General features: G+C 50.2%; 15 protein-coding genes. 4 read left to right on the forward strand and 11 right to left on the reverse strand.

Annotated elements, in window-relative coordinates; all coding sequences use genetic code 11:
• Window positions 1-20: 20 nt before the first annotated feature.
• Together decR and cof are read right to left on the reverse strand one after the other, a co-directional pair.
• On the reverse strand, window positions 21-479 hold the full coding sequence (gene decR / locus LG381_RS20625) for a DNA-binding transcriptional regulator DecR (RefSeq protein WP_000884589.1): 459 nt from the start codon (window positions 477-479) through the stop codon (window positions 21-23).
• A gap of 152 nt (window positions 480-631) precedes the next feature.
• On the reverse strand, window positions 632-1,450 hold the full coding sequence (cof, locus tag LG381_RS20630) for an HMP-PP phosphatase (protein ID WP_225762863.1): 819 nt from the start codon (window positions 1,448-1,450) through the stop codon (window positions 632-634).
• Window positions 1,451-1,549: 99 nt separating this feature from the next.
• Here cof and LG381_RS20635 point away from each other — a divergent pair, with 99 nt between their 5' ends.
• Both LG381_RS20635 and queC read left to right on the forward strand, forming a co-directional pair.
• Window positions 1,550-3,250 (forward strand): SgrR family transcriptional regulator, encoded by a 1,701-nt coding sequence (locus tag LG381_RS20635; protein WP_225762864.1) that lies wholly within the window; start codon window positions 1,550-1,552, stop codon window positions 3,248-3,250.
• Between the two features lie 64 nt (window positions 3,251-3,314).
• Window positions 3,315-4,010 (forward strand): 7-cyano-7-deazaguanine synthase QueC, encoded by a 696-nt coding sequence (queC, locus tag LG381_RS20640; protein WP_225762865.1) that lies wholly within the window; start codon window positions 3,315-3,317, stop codon window positions 4,008-4,010.
• Window positions 4,011-4,059: 49 nt separating this feature from the next.
• Here the strand turns inward: queC and fadM are convergent, their stop codons facing one another.
• The 9 genes from fadM to bolA form a co-directional block, all read right to left on the reverse strand.
• Entirely contained in the window at window positions 4,060-4,458 is a 399-nt protein-coding gene (fadM, locus tag LG381_RS20645; protein ID WP_001194533.1) for a long-chain acyl-CoA thioesterase FadM, read from the reverse strand.
• Window positions 4,459-4,563: 105 nt separating this feature from the next.
• Window positions 4,564-4,935 (reverse strand): helix-hairpin-helix domain-containing protein, encoded by a 372-nt coding sequence (locus LG381_RS20650; protein ID WP_225762866.1) that lies wholly within the window; start codon window positions 4,933-4,935, stop codon window positions 4,564-4,566.
• Between the two features lie 150 nt (window positions 4,936-5,085).
• Window positions 5,086-6,957, reverse strand: a complete 1,872-nt coding sequence (gene ppiD / locus LG381_RS20655) for a peptidylprolyl isomerase (RefSeq protein ID WP_000969350.1) — start codon at window positions 6,955-6,957, stop codon at window positions 5,086-5,088.
• Window positions 6,958-7,148: 191 nt separating this feature from the next.
• Window positions 7,149-7,439: a nucleoid-associated protein HU-beta gene (hupB, locus tag LG381_RS20660; RefSeq protein WP_254892905.1), complete on the reverse strand. Its 291-nt coding sequence runs from the start codon at window positions 7,437-7,439 to the stop codon at window positions 7,149-7,151.
• 190 nt (window positions 7,440-7,629) lie between these two features.
• Complete coding sequence (gene lon, locus LG381_RS20665; protein ID WP_001295325.1) at window positions 7,630-9,984, reverse strand: endopeptidase La; 2,355 nt, start codon at window positions 9,982-9,984, stop codon at window positions 7,630-7,632.
• A gap of 187 nt (window positions 9,985-10,171) precedes the next feature.
• Entirely contained in the window at window positions 10,172-11,446 is a 1,275-nt protein-coding gene (gene clpX, locus LG381_RS20670; RefSeq protein WP_000130305.1) for an ATP-dependent protease ATP-binding subunit ClpX, read from the reverse strand.
• Between the two features lie 125 nt (window positions 11,447-11,571).
• Window positions 11,572-12,195, reverse strand: coding sequence for an ATP-dependent Clp endopeptidase proteolytic subunit ClpP (gene clpP, locus LG381_RS20675; RefSeq protein ID WP_000122253.1), 624 nt, complete (start codon window positions 12,193-12,195; stop codon window positions 11,572-11,574).
• Between the two features lie 245 nt (window positions 12,196-12,440).
• The gene (gene tig / locus LG381_RS20680; protein ID WP_001198383.1) at window positions 12,441-13,739 is read right to left on the reverse strand and encodes a trigger factor; all 1,299 of its coding nucleotides are present in this window, start codon (window positions 13,737-13,739) and stop codon (window positions 12,441-12,443) included.
• A gap of 341 nt (window positions 13,740-14,080) precedes the next feature.
• Complete coding sequence (gene bolA / locus LG381_RS20685) at window positions 14,081-14,398, reverse strand: transcriptional regulator BolA (RefSeq protein ID WP_000973458.1); 318 nt, start codon at window positions 14,396-14,398, stop codon at window positions 14,081-14,083.
• Window positions 14,399-14,702: 304 nt separating this feature from the next.
• Between bolA and LG381_RS20690 the strand changes: the two genes are divergently transcribed.
• Together LG381_RS20690 and ampG are read left to right on the forward strand one after the other, a co-directional pair.
• Window positions 14,703-15,281, forward strand: a complete 579-nt coding sequence (locus tag LG381_RS20690) for a lipoprotein (RefSeq protein ID WP_000473500.1) — start codon at window positions 14,703-14,705, stop codon at window positions 15,279-15,281.
• 43 nt (window positions 15,282-15,324) lie between these two features.
• A complete protein-coding gene (gene ampG, locus LG381_RS20695) occupies window positions 15,325-16,800 on the forward strand; it encodes a muropeptide MFS transporter AmpG (RefSeq protein WP_000098459.1) in 1,476 nt (491 codons plus the stop codon).
• The last annotated feature ends 250 nt before the right edge of the window (window positions 16,801-17,050 follow it).

A 17,050-nucleotide genomic window follows, 5' to 3' on the forward strand; every position in this document is an offset into this window, starting at 1 on the left:
CCTGACCTGATTCTGGATATTTATTCGATGGGTAAAGAAGTGGTGTATTTAATCTGTTCCATCGCGAAGCTGGAAGTAACGTCCGACAGACCTGGAACGCTGTTTACCAGACGCTTATAAAATTCGTCATAGCGTTTCATATCGGCAACCTGAACACGCATCAGATAATCATATTCACCGGCCATGCGCCAGAACCCCAGCACTTCTGGCATTTCCGTTACCACCGTGACAAAGCGGCAATACCATTCGCTGCTGTGATGTTGCGTTTTAATCAACACAAAAGCAGTCAGCCCGAGGCCAATTTTTTCCGGGTCCAGCAGGGCGACTTTGCCGATAAGGATACCGTCATCCTCCAGCCGTTTCAGACGCTTCCAGCAAGGCGTGGTTGTCAGATTAACGGCTTCTGCCAGTGCCTGCAAAGAGAGGGTGCAATCCTGCTGTAGTAAGGCCAGCAGCTTACGGTCAATTTTATCTAACATAGCCAATCCGCAGAGAATTTTTTTCTCTTTTAATTCTATTTTAAAGACGAAATACCGACAATTTATTCTGTGCGGTTTAAACGCCACTGCACAAAATGACAAATTCAAAGTAAAAAAAACCGGGCTATTGCCCGGCGCTGGAAGAGATCTCGTTATTCGGGGGAATAAGGTAGATGTGGATTGTCCAGCCAGTGCGTCAAATAGTGAGAGACCGCCTGATTTCGGCAATGTCCAATCACTGGTAAATGAGGGAGTTCCGCGCGCAGTTGCGGCATCGCATTGCCCATAATAAATCCGCTACCGACGCTGCCTAACATTTCGCGATCGTTCATCGCATCACCAAAGGCCATGCAATCGCGCAACGATAAACCTAAATGTTGGGTCAGCACCGCCAACGCCGCGCCTTTATTACACCCCACTGGCAGCACTTCCAGGCAATTAATCGCAGAAAAACACAAATGTGCGCGCTCGCCTAATGCTTCGTTTAGTTGGATATGCAAGCGCATAAGATCGTCGTGATCGCCACAGAAACAGATCTTGGTGACGCTGCCGAGTGGCATTTTTTTGACATCGATAATCTGATAACGGAAACCGCTATACACAAATGCCTGCAACAATGCTGGGATCTCTTGCCCGGTAAACCAGCCATTGTCATTGAAGATATGCATACTGGCCTGGGTATCCCATTTCTGGTACAGCACTAATTCCGCCACGTCCGCAGGCAAATCATCACGATGTAAAAGTTCGCCTTCCAGAGAGTGCACACGCGTACCGTTGCCGGTAATTAAATACGCATCCAGCGATAGCACCCCGATAATATGCTGCATCTCCAGCGCATGGCGCCCCGTAGCAAAAGTGAGGGTAATATCGCGTTCACGCAAACGCGCCAGAGTCGAGAGGGTTTTCTCACCTAAATGGTGATCGGGCATCAATAAAGTGCCGTCCATATCAAATGCTGCCAGACGAGCCATTTCTTTCTCCACTCTGTGACACGGTTAATGGTGATTGAGTATCACCTGATATATACGGAAGTAATAGTGAATAGTTAAATAATATTGTTCCGGGTTTATATGCGACTGCTAAACCGTCTTAACCAGTATCAACGTCTGTGGCAACCTTCTGCCGGAGAGCCGCAATCCGTCACCGTCAGCGAACTGGCCGAACGCTGTTTTTGCAGCGAACGCCACGTGCGCACCCTGTTACGTCAGGCTCAGGAGTCGGGATGGCTGGAGTGGCAGGCGCAATCAGGACGCGGAAAACGCGGGCACCTGCGTTTTCTGGTGACACCGGGATCCCTGCGCAACGCGATGATGGAACAGGCACTGGAAACCGGAAAACAGCAAGATGTGCTGGAGCTGGCGCAACTGGCTCCTGGTGAACTGCGCACCCTATTACAACCGTTTATGGGCGGGCAATGGCAAAACGATACGCCAACGTTGCGTATTCCCTATTATCGCCCGCTCGAACCGCTACAACCGGGCTTTTTACCCGGTCGTGCCGAGCAGCATCTCGCCGGGCAGATATTTTCCGGTCTGACCCGCTTCGACAATAATACCCAACGCCCGATTGGCGATTTAGCACATCACTGGGAAATCTCTGCTGACGGGCTACGCTGGGATTTTTATCTTCGTTCAACGCTGCACTGGCATAACGGCGATGTGGTAAAAGCAACGCAACTACACCAGCGATTATTGATGCTGCTACAACTGCCAGCGTTGGGGAAATTATTGATTAGCGTGAAGCGTATTGAGGTCACCCATCCACAGTGTCTGACCTTCTTTTTACATCGCCCTGATTATTGGCTGGCACACAGGCTGGCGAGCTATTGTAGTCATCTGGCGCATCCGCAATTATCGCTGGTGGGAACCGGTCCTTTTCGCTTAACAAAATTCACAACAGAACTGGTGCGACTCGAAAGCCATGATTATTACCATTTACGTCACCCACTGCTAAAAGCGGTTGAGTACTGGATAACCCCACCACTTTTTGAAAAAGATTTGGGAACCAGTTGTCAGCATCCAGTACAAATCACCATCGGTAAACCTGAAGAGTTGCCACGGGTCAGCCAGGTCAGTAGCGGCATCAGTTTAGGTTTTTGCTATTTAACGTTGCGCAAAAGCCCCCGCCTTTCCCTCTGGCAGGCGCGAAAAGTGATTTCCATTATCCATCAATCCGGTTTACTACAAACGTTAGAAGTCGGAGAAAACCTGATCACTGCCAGTAATGCATTGCTGCCTGGCTGGGCTATTCCACAATGGGATGTACCGGATGAGGTCAAATTACCGGAAACCCTGACGTTGGTTTATCACCTGCCAGTGGAACTTCATGTAATGGCAGAACAATTACGAACGACGCTGGCAGCAGAAGGTTGCGAATTAACGATTGTTTTTCATAACGCGAAAAACTGGGACGACACGACCCCGCTGGCACAGGCAGATTTGATGATGGGCGACAGGCTAATTGGCGAAGCGCCGGAATATACTCTGGAGCAATGGCTGCGTTGCGATCCACTCTGGTCATATGTTTTCGACGCTTCAGCATATGCACATCTGCAATCGACACTGGATACCGTGCAGTTGATGGCTGATGAGGAAAAGCGGAATAACGCGCTGAAAACTGTGTTTAGCCAGTTAATGGAAGATGCAACGCTGACCCCGTTGTTCAATTATCACTATCGCATTAGCGCCCCGCCCGGAGTGAACGGTGTGCGGCTAACACCGCGCGGCTGGTTTGAATTTACCGAAGCCTGGCTTCCCGCGCCATCGCAATGAAGCACTGGTCGGGGTTAACCGCAGGCGTTACCATAACGCTTTTATCGATTTAGCAGGATTATCTATGAAACGTGCCGTCGTTGTGTTTAGTGGAGGTCAGGATTCCACCACCTGTCTGGTACAGGCATTGCAGCAATATGATGAAGTCCATTGCGTGACGTTCGATTACGGTCAGCGCCATCGCGCAGAGATTGACGTGGCACGCGAACTGGCATTGAAACTGGGTGCACGCGCGCATAAGGTGCTGGATGTGACGCTACTCAACGAGCTGGCGGTCAGCAGCCTGACGCGTGACAGCATTCCGGTGCCTGATTATGAACCTAAAGCCGATGGTATCCCGAATACGTTTGTCCCAGGGCGTAATATTCTGTTCCTGACGCTGGCGGCGATATATGCGTATCAGGTTAAAGCAGAAGCAGTGATCACCGGCGTCTGCGAAACGGATTTCTCCGGTTACCCGGATTGTCGCGATGAGTTTGTGAAAGCACTGAACCATGCCGTCAGTCTGGGCATGGCGAAAGATATTCGATTTGAAACACCGCTGATGTGGATTGATAAAGCGGAAACCTGGGCGCTCGCGGATTATTACGGCAAACTGGATTTAGTGCGTAACGAAACGCTGACCTGTTATAACGGCATTAAAGGCGATGGTTGTGGTCATTGTGCTGCATGTAATCTGCGCGCTAACGGATTGAATCATTATCTGGCCGACAAACCGGCGGTGATGGCAGCGATGAAGCAGAAAACCGGGTTGCAGTAATTATTCGGGTGTCGCCGGATGCGGCTTGAGCATCCGGCCAACAAAACGTTTACTGAACCATCAGATCCAGTTTTTCGCGCAGTTCCCCTTCCAGAGCTAATGCTTTCTGCGTTTTGAGATCGATACAAACAAACGTGATAAGTGCATCCGCCACCACCTGCCCTTCCGGCTCAAGAGTGATGACCTGACTCAAAATGCCGCTTTTACCATTTAATTGCTGTAACTGGCTGGTAATGGTTAACAGGTCGCTTAATACCGCCGGGCGGCGATAGTTGATATTGATATTAACCACCACGAAAGCGATGTTATGGGCAGTCATCCATTGAAAGCTGTCGCTATTTTCCAGCCCATCCCAGCGGGCTTCTTCGAGAAACTCAAGGTAGCGGGCGTTGTTGACGTGCTGGTAGACGTCGAGATGATATCCACGAACTTTGATTTGTGTTTGCATAGCGCAATAACCTTACGTTGTTGTTATAAGAACTGTTATAAGTACAGAGGTCATAACTGGTATGACCTCTTCAGTCTGGCAAAAAATTGCCACTATGCAAATTAATTACAGGGTTAATACCGCCAGATTACGTTCCACCAGCGAATTGCCCATTCCCGGCACCTGTTTTAAATCCCCCACCGTTTTAAACGGGCCGTACTCTTCGCGATAACTGACAATTGCCTGCGCTTTCTTCAGACCAACGCCATTCATCGCGCGGGCTAGCTCTTCCGCGCTGGCATTATTAATGCTGACCCTGGTGCCTTCTTCGTCACTGGCTTTCGCCGGTACTGCCGCTTTGCTTTGTGCTGCAGGAGCTTCCGCTTTGGTTTCTACCGCTGCCGGTTTCACCGCAGGAGCTGCCGCCAGCGCGCTATGAGACATTCCGGCACAGGCCAGAGACAGGGTGATGAGCAGTGCTTTAATTCCGTGTTTCATACTGTTTTCTCCTTGTTTGTTAACAGTGGAATCACCTTAACGGCAGCGAAAACAGTAAACAAATGGCAATGTTCAGAAATGGAAAAGGCCGCGAAAGCGACCTTTTCTTGTTACAGCTGCAAAGCATTTTTTTGCGAGGCGGCTTCCGGATTATTGCTGTTCCAGCGCATCGCCAATTTTGATTTTCGCCTCTTTACGCAGGTTACTCATCAGAGCTTCAAAGACGATTTGTGCGTTGTTCTGGGTGATACCCTGCACCATCGCTTTTTTCTGATCTTCCGGCATAGAACCTTGTTTCACTTCGTCCAGCGCCAGCAGAACCACATTACCTTGCATATCGGTCGCCATACCGTAGCTTGGTTTGTCTTTCGCTGGCAGTGGCAGTGCAAACGCCGCCTGGCTAATCGGGTCACGACCGGAACGGCTTAAGGTTTTCGGCTCGCCAAATTTCAGACCGGCAGCCTGCATAGCTTCCGCACCTTTGCCCGCTTTCAGCTCAACCAGCAGTTTTTCAGCATCCACTTTCGCCTGTTGCTCAGCTTTGTTGTGCTGAACCAGTGCCTTAACTTGTTCCTGAACATCTGCCAACGGTTTCACCGCTTCCGGTTTGTGCTCGCTGATACGCAACACGAATGCGCGATCGCCGTCTACGGTGATAATGTCAGAGTTGATGCCCGGCGCGCCGTTTTCACCTACCAGACCGCCGTTAAAGATAGCATCTGCAACCGGCTTGAAGTTCAACTCTTCCGGCAGGTTATCTTTGCTGAACCAGCCAGTCTGGGTAGCTTTAACGCCCGCAGCCTGCTCTGCGCCAGCCAGAGATTCGGTGTCATTGCTTGCCGCATCGCTCACTTTCTGCTGCAGCGCGTAATACGCATCGAGGGCTTTTTCGTGTTTCACTTTCGCCGCGATATCGTCACGCACTTCGTCTAATGACTTCACTTTCGCCGGCTGAATATCATCCAGACGCACAATCAGGAAACCGACCGAAGATTTGATGACGCCAGACAGTTGGCCTTTTTCTTTCAGACCTGCATTTTTCAGTTCATCCGGGATAGTGGCATCTTCTAACCACCCCATATCGCCGCCGTTACGGGCAGAGATAATATCGGCAGATTTTTCTTTTGCTAACGCAGCAAAATCACCACCTTTATTCAGCTCCTCAAGTACTGCTTTCGCTTCATCTTCAGTTTTAGTCTGGATGATGCTGTAGCGAGTACGCTGTGGCTGGGTGAATTGATCCTGATGCTGATCGTAGTAGCTCTGGATATCCGCATCGCTAACCGGTTGCTGCATCGTTGCGGCATCCAGCTTGATGTAGCTCACGCGGAATTGTTCCGGAGTCATGAAATTGTTTTTGTTTTGCTCGTAGTAGCTGGCGATTTCTGGTTCGGTCACAGCTTGTTTAGCCGCCAGCGCGTTAACGTCGATAGTCGCTTCACGCACTACACGTTGTTGAGCGACCAGCGCAGCCAGTTCGTCGGTTTCACCTTTCAACATAAAGTCGGTGCCCGCAACGCCGTTAATCAGCTGCTGGGTAGTGAGCTGATTACGCAGTGCCTGCGCGTACTGATCGGCACTCATCCCCATCTGGTTGAGGATACCGTTATAGCGGCTGTTATCGAACTTGCCGTCAACCTGAAACGCTGGGGTTGCGAAAATCGCCTGTTTAACCTGCTCATCGCTGATACTCAGTTTTAGTTCACGAGCGTACTGATCCAGCAGCGCCTCGTCGATCAGACGATTCAGCACCTGTTGACGCAGGGTTTTCATATAGCCTTCGTTCGCCGCCAGCTCAGAGTATTGATCGCCCAACTGTTGCTGCATACGATTACGCTCGCTGTTGAAGGCGTTCTCGAACTGCCCACGGCTGATTTCCTGGTCATTCACTTTTGCGGCGTAGTTATTGCCTGCGCCAATCAGGTAACCACTCACGCCGGTCAATATGAACGACACGATAATGATACCGAAAATAATCTTGAGCACGAGACTGTTTGCAGCCGTGCGTAAGCTGTCCATCATGGTGTAACAACACTCCGCTGTAGATGACTGTGTACTTCACGCAACATATCGCTGCGCGCAAAGGCCTATTGTGACAAGAAACGGGGGCAATTGTCAGCCCACAACTCGCAGAAAGTCACGCAATACAAATAAAAAAGGCACATCAGTAGATGCGCCCTTGAACTTCGTCACATCCCCAATGGGGATAATCCTTAGTTTACCGCGTCTTTCAGTGCTTTACCTGCACGGAAGCTCGGTACTTTAGCGGCAGCGATGGTGATCTCTTTACCGGTCTGCGGGTTGCGACCAGTACGGGCGGCACGCTCTTTAACGGCAAAAGTACCAAAACCTACCAGTGCTACATCATCCCCTTCTTTCAGGGATTCAGTTACGGAAGCAATAATAGCATCTAACGCACGGCCAGCCGCAGCTTTAGAGATATCAGCCCCTGCAGCAATCTTGTCAATCAATTGAGATTTATTCACTCTTCTCTTCCTCTTTATAATTTATCCCGCACTTGAATCCTTCAACGTGCGAACGCGCAGCAGTTATATCAGGCCAGCCATCCCCTTACAACACCCCTTAATAAGGGCAAGCCTAATCCGCCCTCTAACTTAACGAGACAAAAAAAGGCTGGCAAGTCCGAATTGGCCCGCCAGCCCTCTTTTTATTAGTGCAATTTGCGCAAGGTCACTATTTTGCAGTCACAACCTGCATACCAGACGGTTCATTTTGCAGCGCCAGAGTCAGAACTTCCTCAATGCGCTTCACAGGATGAATGTCCAGATCGGCAATCACGTTGTCCGGAATCTCTTCCAGATCGCGTTTATTTTCGAACGGAATTAACACTGTTTTAATCCCGCCGCGATGTGCCGCCAGCAGTTTTTCTTTCAAACCACCGATTGGCAACACCTGACCACGCAGAGTAATCTCGCCAGTCATCGCCACATCGGCACGAACCGGGTTACCGGTCAGGCAAGAAACCAGCGCGGTGCACATGGCAATACCGGCACTCGGACCATCTTTTGGCGTCGCACCTTCCGGTACGTGCACGTGGATGTCGCGTTTTTCGTAAAAATCAGGGTTGATCCCCAGTTTTTCCGCACGCGCACGAACCACCGTTAACGCCGCCTGAATGGACTCCTGCATGACTTCACCCAGCGAACCGGTATAGGTCAGTTTACCTTTGCCCGGTACACACGCGGTTTCGATGGTCAGCAAGTCACCGCCCACTTCCGTCCACGCCAGACCCGTTACCTGACCGACACGGTTTTCGTTATCCGCGCGACCATAGTCGAAACGCTGAACACCGAGGTAGTCATGCAGGTTATCGCCGTTAATTTCGATATGTTTTAGAGACTTATCGAGCAGTAACTGCTTAACCGCTTTACGGCACAGTTTGGAGATTTCACGCTCCAGACCACGCACGCCCGCCTCACGGGTGTAGTAACGAATAATGCCGATAATGGCGCTATCGTCGACGGTCAACTCACCTTTTTTCAGCGCATTACGTTCAATCTGCTTCGGCAGCAGGTGACGTTTGGCGATGTTCAGTTTTTCATCTTCGGTATAACCGGAGAGGCGAATCACTTCCATACGATCCAGCAGCGGTGCCGGAATGTTCATGGAGTTCGACGTCGCGACAAACATCACGTCGCTAAGGTCGTAATCCACTTCCAGGTAGTGGTCGCTGAACGCCACGTTCTGCTCTGGATCCAGCACTTCAAGCAGTGCGGAGGCCGGATCGCCACGCATGTCAGAAGACATTTTGTCGATCTCATCGAGCAGGAACAGCGGGTTTTTAACGCCCACTTTCGCCATTTTCTGGATCAATTTACCCGGCATAGAACCGATGTAAGTACGGCGGTGACCACGGATTTCCGCTTCATCACGCACGCCGCCCAGCGCCATACGGACATATTTACGTCCGGTAGCTTTGGCGATGGACTGCCCCAGAGAAGTTTTACCTACCCCCGGCGGCCCAACCAGGCAAAGGATCGGCCCCTTGATTTTGTTGACACGACTTTGAACCGCAAGATACTCAAGGATGCGATCTTTCACGCGCTCCAGACCATAATGGTCGGTATCAAGGATTTCTTGCGCCTGACGCAGGTCTTTTTTGACCTTGCTACGCGCATTCCACGGCACCTGCACCATCCAGTCGATATAGCCACGCACCACGGTCGCTTCTGCCGACATCGGAGACATCATTTTCAGCTTCTGCAGTTCTGCTTCCGCTTTCTCTTTTGCCTCTTTCGGCATTTTCGCCGCGTCGATTTTGCGCTTCAGGGCTTCGTTTTCGTCCGGCGCATCGTCCATTTCGCCGAGTTCTTTCTGAATAGCTTTCATTTGCTCGTTCAGATAGTACTCACGCTGGGATTTCTCCATCTGCTTTTTGACGCGGTTGCGAATGCGTTTCTCAACCTGCAGCAGATCGATTTCCGATTCCATCATCGCCATCAAATATTCCAGACGTTCGTTAACGTCGGACATCTCAAGAACGGACTGTTTGTCAGCCAGTTTCAGCGGCATATGCGCGGCAATGGTATCCGCCAGCCGCGCCGGATCGTCGATGCTGTTCAGCGACGTCAGCACTTCTGGTGGGATTTTTTTGTTCAGCTTGATGTAGCCTTCGAACTGGCTGATTGCGGTACGCACCAGCACTTCCTGTTCCCGCTCATCAATGGTCGGCGACTCCAGATACTCCGCCTTCGCAGAAAAGTGTTCGCCATTGTCAGAGAGCGCAGAAATACGCGCGCGCTGTAACCCCTCAACCAGCACTTTGACGGTGCCGTCAGGCAGTTTCAGCATCTGCAATATAGAGGCCACGGTCCCGACAGTGAAAAGATCGTTTACACCCGGCTCATCCGTTGAAGCTTCTTTCTGCGCGACCAGCATAATTTTTTTATCATGGTCCATCGCCGCTTCCAGACAACGGATAGACTTTTCCCGCCCAACAAATAAGGGGATGACCATGTGCGGATAAACCACCACATCGCGCAGCGGCAATACGGGGATTTCAATGCGTTCAGAACGCTCAGGATTCATAGAGCTCTCTCTTAGTTTAATTTCCGCCAGGTAATCAGATGACACGACTGTGCTTCACGCCATCTATTAACATGTACGTCAGTATATGGGGATGTTTCCCCCACATTCAACGCCGAGAATAGAGGAAAAATTAAAGGGGAGATAAAATCCCCCCTTTTTGGTTAACTAATTGTATGGGAATGGTTAATTATTCACCAGATGCCTGCTGAGCTTCCGGCTTGCCATAAATCAGCAACGGTTTGCTTTGCCCATCAATTACCGACTCGTCGATAACCACTTTTTCGACATCTTCCATGGACGGCAGATCGTACATGGTATCGAGCAGCGCAGCTTCTACGATGGAGCGCAGACCACGAGCACCGGTTTTACGCGCCATCGCTTTCTTAGCGATAGCATCCAGCGCCTCGTCACGGAATTCCAGATCCACGCCCTCAAGATTAAACAGCGCCTGATACTGCTTGGTCAGGGCGTTTTTCGGCTCTTTGAGGATCTGAATCAGGGCTTCTTCGCTCAGTTCATTCAGCGTTGCGACAACTGGCAGACGACCGATGAACTCAGGGATCAGACCAAACTTAATCAGATCTTCTGGTTCAACCTGCGCCAGCAGTTCACCTTCGCTTGCTTTGTCAGATTTCGCTTTTACCGTCGCGCCAAAACCAATGCCGGAGCCGGTTTCTACACGATGGGAAATGACTTTATCCAGACCAGCGAACGCACCACCACAGATAAACAGGATCTTAGAGGTATCTACCTGCAAGAATTCCTGCTGCGGATGCTTACGTCCACCCTGCGGTGGGACGGCGGCAACCGTACCTTCGATCAGTTTCAACAGTGCCTGCTGTACGCCTTCACCGGAAACGTCTCGGGTAATAGAAGGATTGTCCGACTTACGAGAAATCTTGTCGATTTCATCGATGTAGACAATCCCACGCTGTGCTTTCTGTACGTCGTAATCGCACTTTTGCAACAGCTTCTGAATGATGTTTTCAACGTCTTCGCCCACATAACCGGCTTCGGTCAGCGTGGTCGCGTCGGCCATGGTGAATGGGACGTCCAGCAGACGCGCCAGAGTTTCGGCCAGCAGCGTTTTACCGGAACCCGTCGGACCGATCAGCAGAATGTTACTTTTGCCCAACTCGACGCCATTGCTGGTATCGCCGTTGCGCAGACGTTTGTAGTGGTTGTATACCGCGACCGCCAGCACTTTTTTCGCCTGTTCCTGACCGATAACGTAATCGTCCAGGTGGTTGCGAATTTCATGCGGCGTCGGTAGCGCACTGCGTTCACGATGCGGTGCAACTTCTTTAATCTCTTCGCGAATGATGTCATTACATAAATCAACACATTCGTCGCAGATATACACGGATGGACCGGCAATCAGCTTGCGCACTTCATGCTGGCTTTTGCCGCAAAAAGAGCAATACAGCAATTTGCCTGAGCCATCTTTGCGTTTATCTGTCATGGGTCAAAACCTCTTCTTTGTTCTTTGTGCCGCACACGACGACGCAAATGCCATTCTCAGGCGCAAGCCGCTTACAGCGTTGTGCCGCCCTGGATAAGTATAGCGGCACAGTTGCGCCTCTGGCATCAATTACGATGGGTCAGAATCGAATCGACCAGACCGTATTCCACCGCTTCAGGGGCGGAAAGGAAGCGATCGCGCTCGGTATCACGTTCAATCTGTTCTAATGATTGACCCGTATGAAGCGCCATAAGTTCATTCATGCGCCCTTTAACTTTCAGAATTTCACGGGCATGAATTTCGATATCGGTCGCCTGGCCCTGATAGCCGCCCAACGGCTGGTGAATCATCACGCGCGAATTCGGCAGGCAGAAACGTTTACCTTTTGCCCCTGCGGTCAGCAAGAAAGCGCCCATCGAGGCCGCCTGGCCCATACAAATGGTGCTGACATCAGGCTTGATAAACTGCATGGTGTCATAGATAGACATCCCGGCAGTGATCACCCCGCCTGGGGAGTTAATGTACAGATAGATATCTTTTTCTGGATTTTCTGCTTCCAGGAACAGCATCTGCGCCACAATCAGGTTAGCCATGTGGTCTTCAACCTGGCCAGTCAGAAAAATGACGCGTTCCTTAAGTAGACGAGAATAGATATCAAAAGAGCGCTCACCGCGTGAGGTCTGTTCAATGACCATCGGCACCAGCGCCATATGGGGTGCAAAGTTATCTCGTTCGCCGCTGTATGACATTTCCGTCTCCTGGATAAAATTGAAAAAACCTGCTGTACCGATTGTAACCTTATGGACGGATTATCAGCTAGTCCCTGTGTTATGGGTACGGCATCATCCTATTTCAAGCATAACAATCTTTTGTTGTTACGCTAACACCGAAAGAGGGTTTTCGCACGGTTCCATGCAAAATTCATGACAAAAAAAAGCCCACCACCTGGCGGTGACGGGCCTTTGTGCGAATTTAGCGCGTTATGCTGCTTAAATTACGCCTGCTGGTTCATCAGCTCGTTGAAAGTGGTTTCTTTTTCAGTCACTTTCGCTTTCGCCAGTACAGCTTCAACAGCCTGTTCTTCCAGAGCAACATTGCGCATGTTGTCCATCAGTTCTTTGTTTTTGCTGTAGAATTCGATAACTTCTTTCGGATCTTCGTACGCAGAAGCCATCTCTTCGATCAGGCCTTTCACGCGCTCTTCGTCAGCTTTCAGCTCGTTGGCGCGAATAACTTCGCCCAGCAGCAGGCCAACAACTACGCGGCGTTTAGCCTGTTCTTCGAACAGTTCGCGCGGCAATTCCAGAGCTTGTTTTTCGTTGCCACCGAAACGCTGTGCAGCCTGGCGACGCAGAACGTCGATTTCGCTATCGATCAGCGCAGCCGGTACGTCGATGTCGTTAGCTTTTACCAGACCTTCGATCGCCTGAGACTTAACGCGGTTACGGATGGCGCTCTTCAGCTCGCGCTCCATGTTTTTACGCACTTCAGCGCGCAGACCTTCTACGGAACCATCTTCAACGCCGAAACGTTTGATGAATTCAGCAGTCAGTTCCGGCAGTTCACGCTCTTCAACTTTCTTCAGGTTGATAGCGAATTTCGCTGCTTTACCTTTCAGGTTTTCTGCGTGGTACTCTTCCGGGAAGGTCACGTCGATGGTGAACTCTTCGCCCGCTTTGTGGCCTTTGATACCGTCTTCAAAGCCCGGAATCATACGACCCTGGCCCATCGCCAGTACGAAATCAGACGCTTTACCGCCTTCGAACTCTTCGCCGTCTACAGAACCAGTGAAGTCGATGGTCACACGGTCTTCTGCTTCAACAGCGCCGTCTTTTTCTTTCCAGGTCGCCTGCTGTTTACGCAGAGTATCTAACATACCGTCAACGTCAGCGTCGGTCACTTCAACGATCGGTTTTTCAACTTCAATCGCTTCCAGACCCTGCAGTTCAACTTCCGGATAAACTTCAAACTCTACAGAGTAGGTGAAGTCTTCACCCAGCTTGTATTCGCCCGGAACGTAAGTCGGTGCGCCAGCCGGATTGATTTTTTCTTTAATGATGGCGTCAATGAAGTTACGGCTCATCAGGTCGCCCAGAACGTCCTGGCGTACAGACGCGCCATAACGCTGAGCAACGATATTCATTGGCACTTTGCCTTTGCGGAAGCCGTCAATACGTACTTTTTTCGCAACGTTGACCAGCTCGCTTTTAACAGCGGTCTCGATGCTGTCAGCAGCGATAGTAATCGTTACACGGCGGCCAAGGCCTTGAGTGGTTTCAACTGAAACTTGCATCTTGTTACCTCAAAAAATCACAGTGCTCGGTCAACTCTTACCCCGCAAGCACAGGTTGTTGGCTTCGCGGAACCGGGATGTTCTTATAATCAATCACATTCCCTGTTACCAGAATCATCCCGAAAGCATTCAAATAGGACGCGGCATTATAGCGGCATCACTTTTATGAGTCGAGAACGGTTATTGCGCGCTGCCGCGTATTTTTTCACAATTCTCAGGTAATTTTCGTCTGAATGCTGGGCAAAAAGCGCAAAATCCAGACAAAACAAAACGGCCCGCAGGCCGTTTTTCATAAAATCTTTAACAACATACTGGAAAAACGCTAACTGTTGCAAATGCGTTTAGGCAATGCTTCCAGCTCCACGACAGGGAGGAGAAGCAAAGATGGTATCCTGCAATCCTTCCCACTCTTTAATGGTATAAGTATGCAGAGCCAGCGCATGAACGGTAGTAGAGAGTTCCTCCGCTAAAGTACTGTAAATCATTCGATGACGATTCAGAAAACGTTCACCCATAAAACGATCGCTGACCAGCACAACTTTAAAATGGCTTTCAGAGCCGGCTGGGACATTGTGACGATAGCTTTCATCCACAACTTCGAGGAATACGGGTTGGAACGCCGTCCTTAATTTTTCTTCTATCCGCTCACGTATCATCATGAAATATCTCCTCCGACAACGCTGAGATGTCACCCATCCCTTTAAATACTAGCCGCTTTAACCGTTTCCATTACAGCTTAACAACAAATAATTAGCTTTCATCCTATTTTTTCTGTCAAGCGTATGAAGTTTACTGATTTAAAGATTGATTCACCGGCTTCACATCGGTGTTTCTTTTACCCAAGGCGATTATTTCGTCAACATAATGAATTTACATGTCTTACCCACTTCCCCTCGTCGTTGGCGATGTTATGATGGCGGGAATCTTTACCAAACACGCTAAAAAGTCTCTGAGAGCCAGAACATGTTCAAAAAAATCCTCTTCCCGTTAGTTGCTCTGTTTATGCTTGCAGGATGTGCAAAACCGCCAACAACCATTGAAGTTTCTCCGACGATGACGCTGCCACAGCAAGATCCAAGTCTGATGGGCATCACCGTTAGCATTAATGGTGCCGATCAGCGTACCGATCAGGCGCTGGCAAAAGTCACCCGCGATAATCAAATCGTTACCCTGACCGCTTCCCGCGATCTGCGTTTCCTGCTGCAAGAAGTGCTGGAAAAACAGATGACCGCTCGCGGTTATATGGTTGGCCCGAATGGCCCGGTTAATCTGCAAATCATCGTTAGCCAACTGTATGCCGACGTGTCCCAGGGCAACGTGCGCTACAACATTGCTACTAAAGCAGATATCGCCATCATTGCCACCGCGCAGAATGGCAACAAAATGACTAAAAACTATCGTGCCAGCTACAACGTTGAAGGTGCATTCCAGGCCTCCAACAAAAACATCGCCGATGCGGTTAACAGTGTGCTGACCGACACCATTGCTGATATGTCTCAGGACACCAGCATCCACGAATTTATCAAGCAGAACGCACGTTAATTTCTGCCCTCTGGCCCGGTGTAAATCGGGCCTGTAGACGCCCATGTCCAGTCAATATTTACGTATTTTCCAACAGCCACGTTCAGCTATTTTGCTGATCCTGGGTTTTGCTTCCGGGCTGCCGCTCGCCCTGACATCCGGCACCTTACAGGCGTGGATGACCGTCGAGAATATCGATCTTAAAACCATTGGTTTCTTCTCTCTGGTGGGTCAGGCATACGTCTTTAAATTCCTCTGGTCACCGCTGATGGACCGCTATACCCCGCCGTTCCTCGGACGTCGACGCGGTTGGCTGCTCGCTACGCAAGCGTTGCTGTTACTGGCGATTGCGGCGATGGGGTTTCTCGAACCGGGTACTCAACTTCGTTGGATGGCGGCACTGGCGGTGGTTATCGCTTTTTGCTCCGCTTCTCAGGATATCGTCTTTGATGCATGGAAAACGGATGTGCTTCCTGCGGAAGAACGTGGCGCAGGTGCAGCAATCAGCGTGCTGGGTTACCGTTTAGGGATGCTGGTTTCTGGTGGTTTAGCCTTATGGCTGGCAGATAAATGGCTGGGCTGGCAAGGCATGTACTGGTTGATGGCGGCTCTGCTGATCCCCTGTATTATCGCAACGTTGCTTGCGCCAGAACCAACCGACACTATTCCTGTTCCCAAAACACTAGAACAAGCCGTTGTAGCACCGTTACGTGATTTCTTCGGTCGCAATAACGCATGGCTGATTCTGCTTTTAATCGTGCTGTATAAGCTGGGCGATGCTTTCGCCATGAGTCTGACTACCACCTTTTTGATTCGCGGCGTCGGGTTTGATGCCGGTGAAGTGGGCGTGGTTAACAAAACGCTCGGTTTGCTGGCGACCATCGTCGGCGCGTTGTACGGTGGTATTCTGATGCAGCGTCTTTCGCTGTTCCGTGCACTACTGATTTTCGGCCTTTTACAAGGTGCGTCCAACGCCGGTTACTGGCTGCTTTCGGTGACTGATAAGCATCTCTACAGCATGGGCGCAGCCGTCTTTTTCGAAAACCTGTGTGGCGGGATGGGCACATCGGCATTTGTGGCGCTGTTAATGACGCTGTGTAATAAGTCATTTTCCGCTACTCAGTTTGCCCTGCTCTCGGCGCTTTCCGCTGTCGGACGGGTATATGTCGGCCCCGTGGCGGGCTGGTTTGTTGAATCACACGGCTGGCCGACGTTTTATCTGTTCTCTGTTGCGGCCGCTGTACCAGGGCTTATTTTGCTGCTGGTTTGTCGCCAGACGCTTGAATATACACGGGTCAACGACAACTTTATCCCACGTACCGAATATCCGTCAGGTTATGCTTTTGCCATGTGGACACTGGCGGCGGGCGTCGGTCTGTTAGCCGTGTGGTTACTGCTGTTGACAATGGACGCGCTGGATTTGACCCACTTCTCTTTCCTGCCTGCGCTGTTGGAAGTCGGCGTTTTAGTCGCCCTGGGCGGCGTCGTGCTTGGTGGTTTTCTGGATTATCTGGCGCTACGAAAAACGCATCTGACGTAATCTGTGAATATAATTTAGCTGTAGTAATCACCCGGCGTAATTATTACGGCTAAATAAACATCAGCATCGCTTAATAATATTTGTTCTTTTGTGCGGCTTAGATTTCTAAAATTATTGACTGAATCTATATGTTTTATTTTTTTACACGATTCAGCTGATGACTCTTTATTTCCCTACGCCTGATTTGTCACCTCAATGATGATTATTTGTTAAATAATTGTTTTATTTTGAGATTGGTTATACCAATTGC

This window comes from Escherichia sp. Marseille-Q3837, assembly GCF_916618735.1.
Lineage (GTDB): Bacteria > Pseudomonadota > Gammaproteobacteria > Enterobacterales > Enterobacteriaceae > Escherichia > Escherichia ruysiae.

What these genes read in the sequence shown, in the direction of transcription:
- decR (WP_000884589.1), bottom strand. Translation starts at nt 479, where the DNA reads ATGTTAGATAAAATTGACCGTAAGCTGCTGGCCTTACTACAGCAGGAT.
- LG381_RS20690 (WP_000473500.1), top strand. Translation starts at nt 14,703, where the DNA reads ATGTTCAAAAAAATCCTCTTCCCGTTAGTTGCTCTGTTTATGCTTGCA.
- cof (WP_225762863.1), bottom strand. Translation starts at nt 1,450, where the DNA reads ATGGCTCGTCTGGCAGCATTTGATATGGACGGCACTTTATTGATGCCC.
- LG381_RS20635 (WP_225762864.1), top strand. Translation starts at nt 1,550, where the DNA reads ATGCGACTGCTAAACCGTCTTAACCAGTATCAACGTCTGTGGCAACCT.
- bolA (WP_000973458.1), bottom strand. Translation starts at nt 14,398, where the DNA reads ATGATGATACGTGAGCGGATAGAAGAAAAATTAAGGACGGCGTTCCAA.
- ampG (WP_000098459.1), top strand. Translation starts at nt 15,325, where the DNA reads ATGTCCAGTCAATATTTACGTATTTTCCAACAGCCACGTTCAGCTATT.
- fadM (WP_001194533.1), bottom strand. Translation starts at nt 4,458, where the DNA reads ATGCAAACACAAATCAAAGTTCGTGGATATCATCTCGACGTCTACCAG.
- lon (WP_001295325.1), bottom strand. Translation starts at nt 9,984, where the DNA reads ATGAATCCTGAGCGTTCTGAACGCATTGAAATCCCCGTATTGCCGCTG.
- LG381_RS20650 (WP_225762866.1), bottom strand. Translation starts at nt 4,935, where the DNA reads ATGAAACACGGAATTAAAGCACTGCTCATCACCCTGTCTCTGGCCTGT.
- clpX (WP_000130305.1), bottom strand. Translation starts at nt 11,446, where the DNA reads ATGACAGATAAACGCAAAGATGGCTCAGGCAAATTGCTGTATTGCTCT.
- clpP (WP_000122253.1), bottom strand. Translation starts at nt 12,195, where the DNA reads ATGTCATACAGCGGCGAACGAGATAACTTTGCACCCCATATGGCGCTG.
- tig (WP_001198383.1), bottom strand. Translation starts at nt 13,739, where the DNA reads ATGCAAGTTTCAGTTGAAACCACTCAAGGCCTTGGCCGCCGTGTAACG.
- ppiD (WP_000969350.1), bottom strand. Translation starts at nt 6,957, where the DNA reads ATGATGGACAGCTTACGCACGGCTGCAAACAGTCTCGTGCTCAAGATT.
- queC (WP_225762865.1), top strand. Translation starts at nt 3,315, where the DNA reads ATGAAACGTGCCGTCGTTGTGTTTAGTGGAGGTCAGGATTCCACCACC.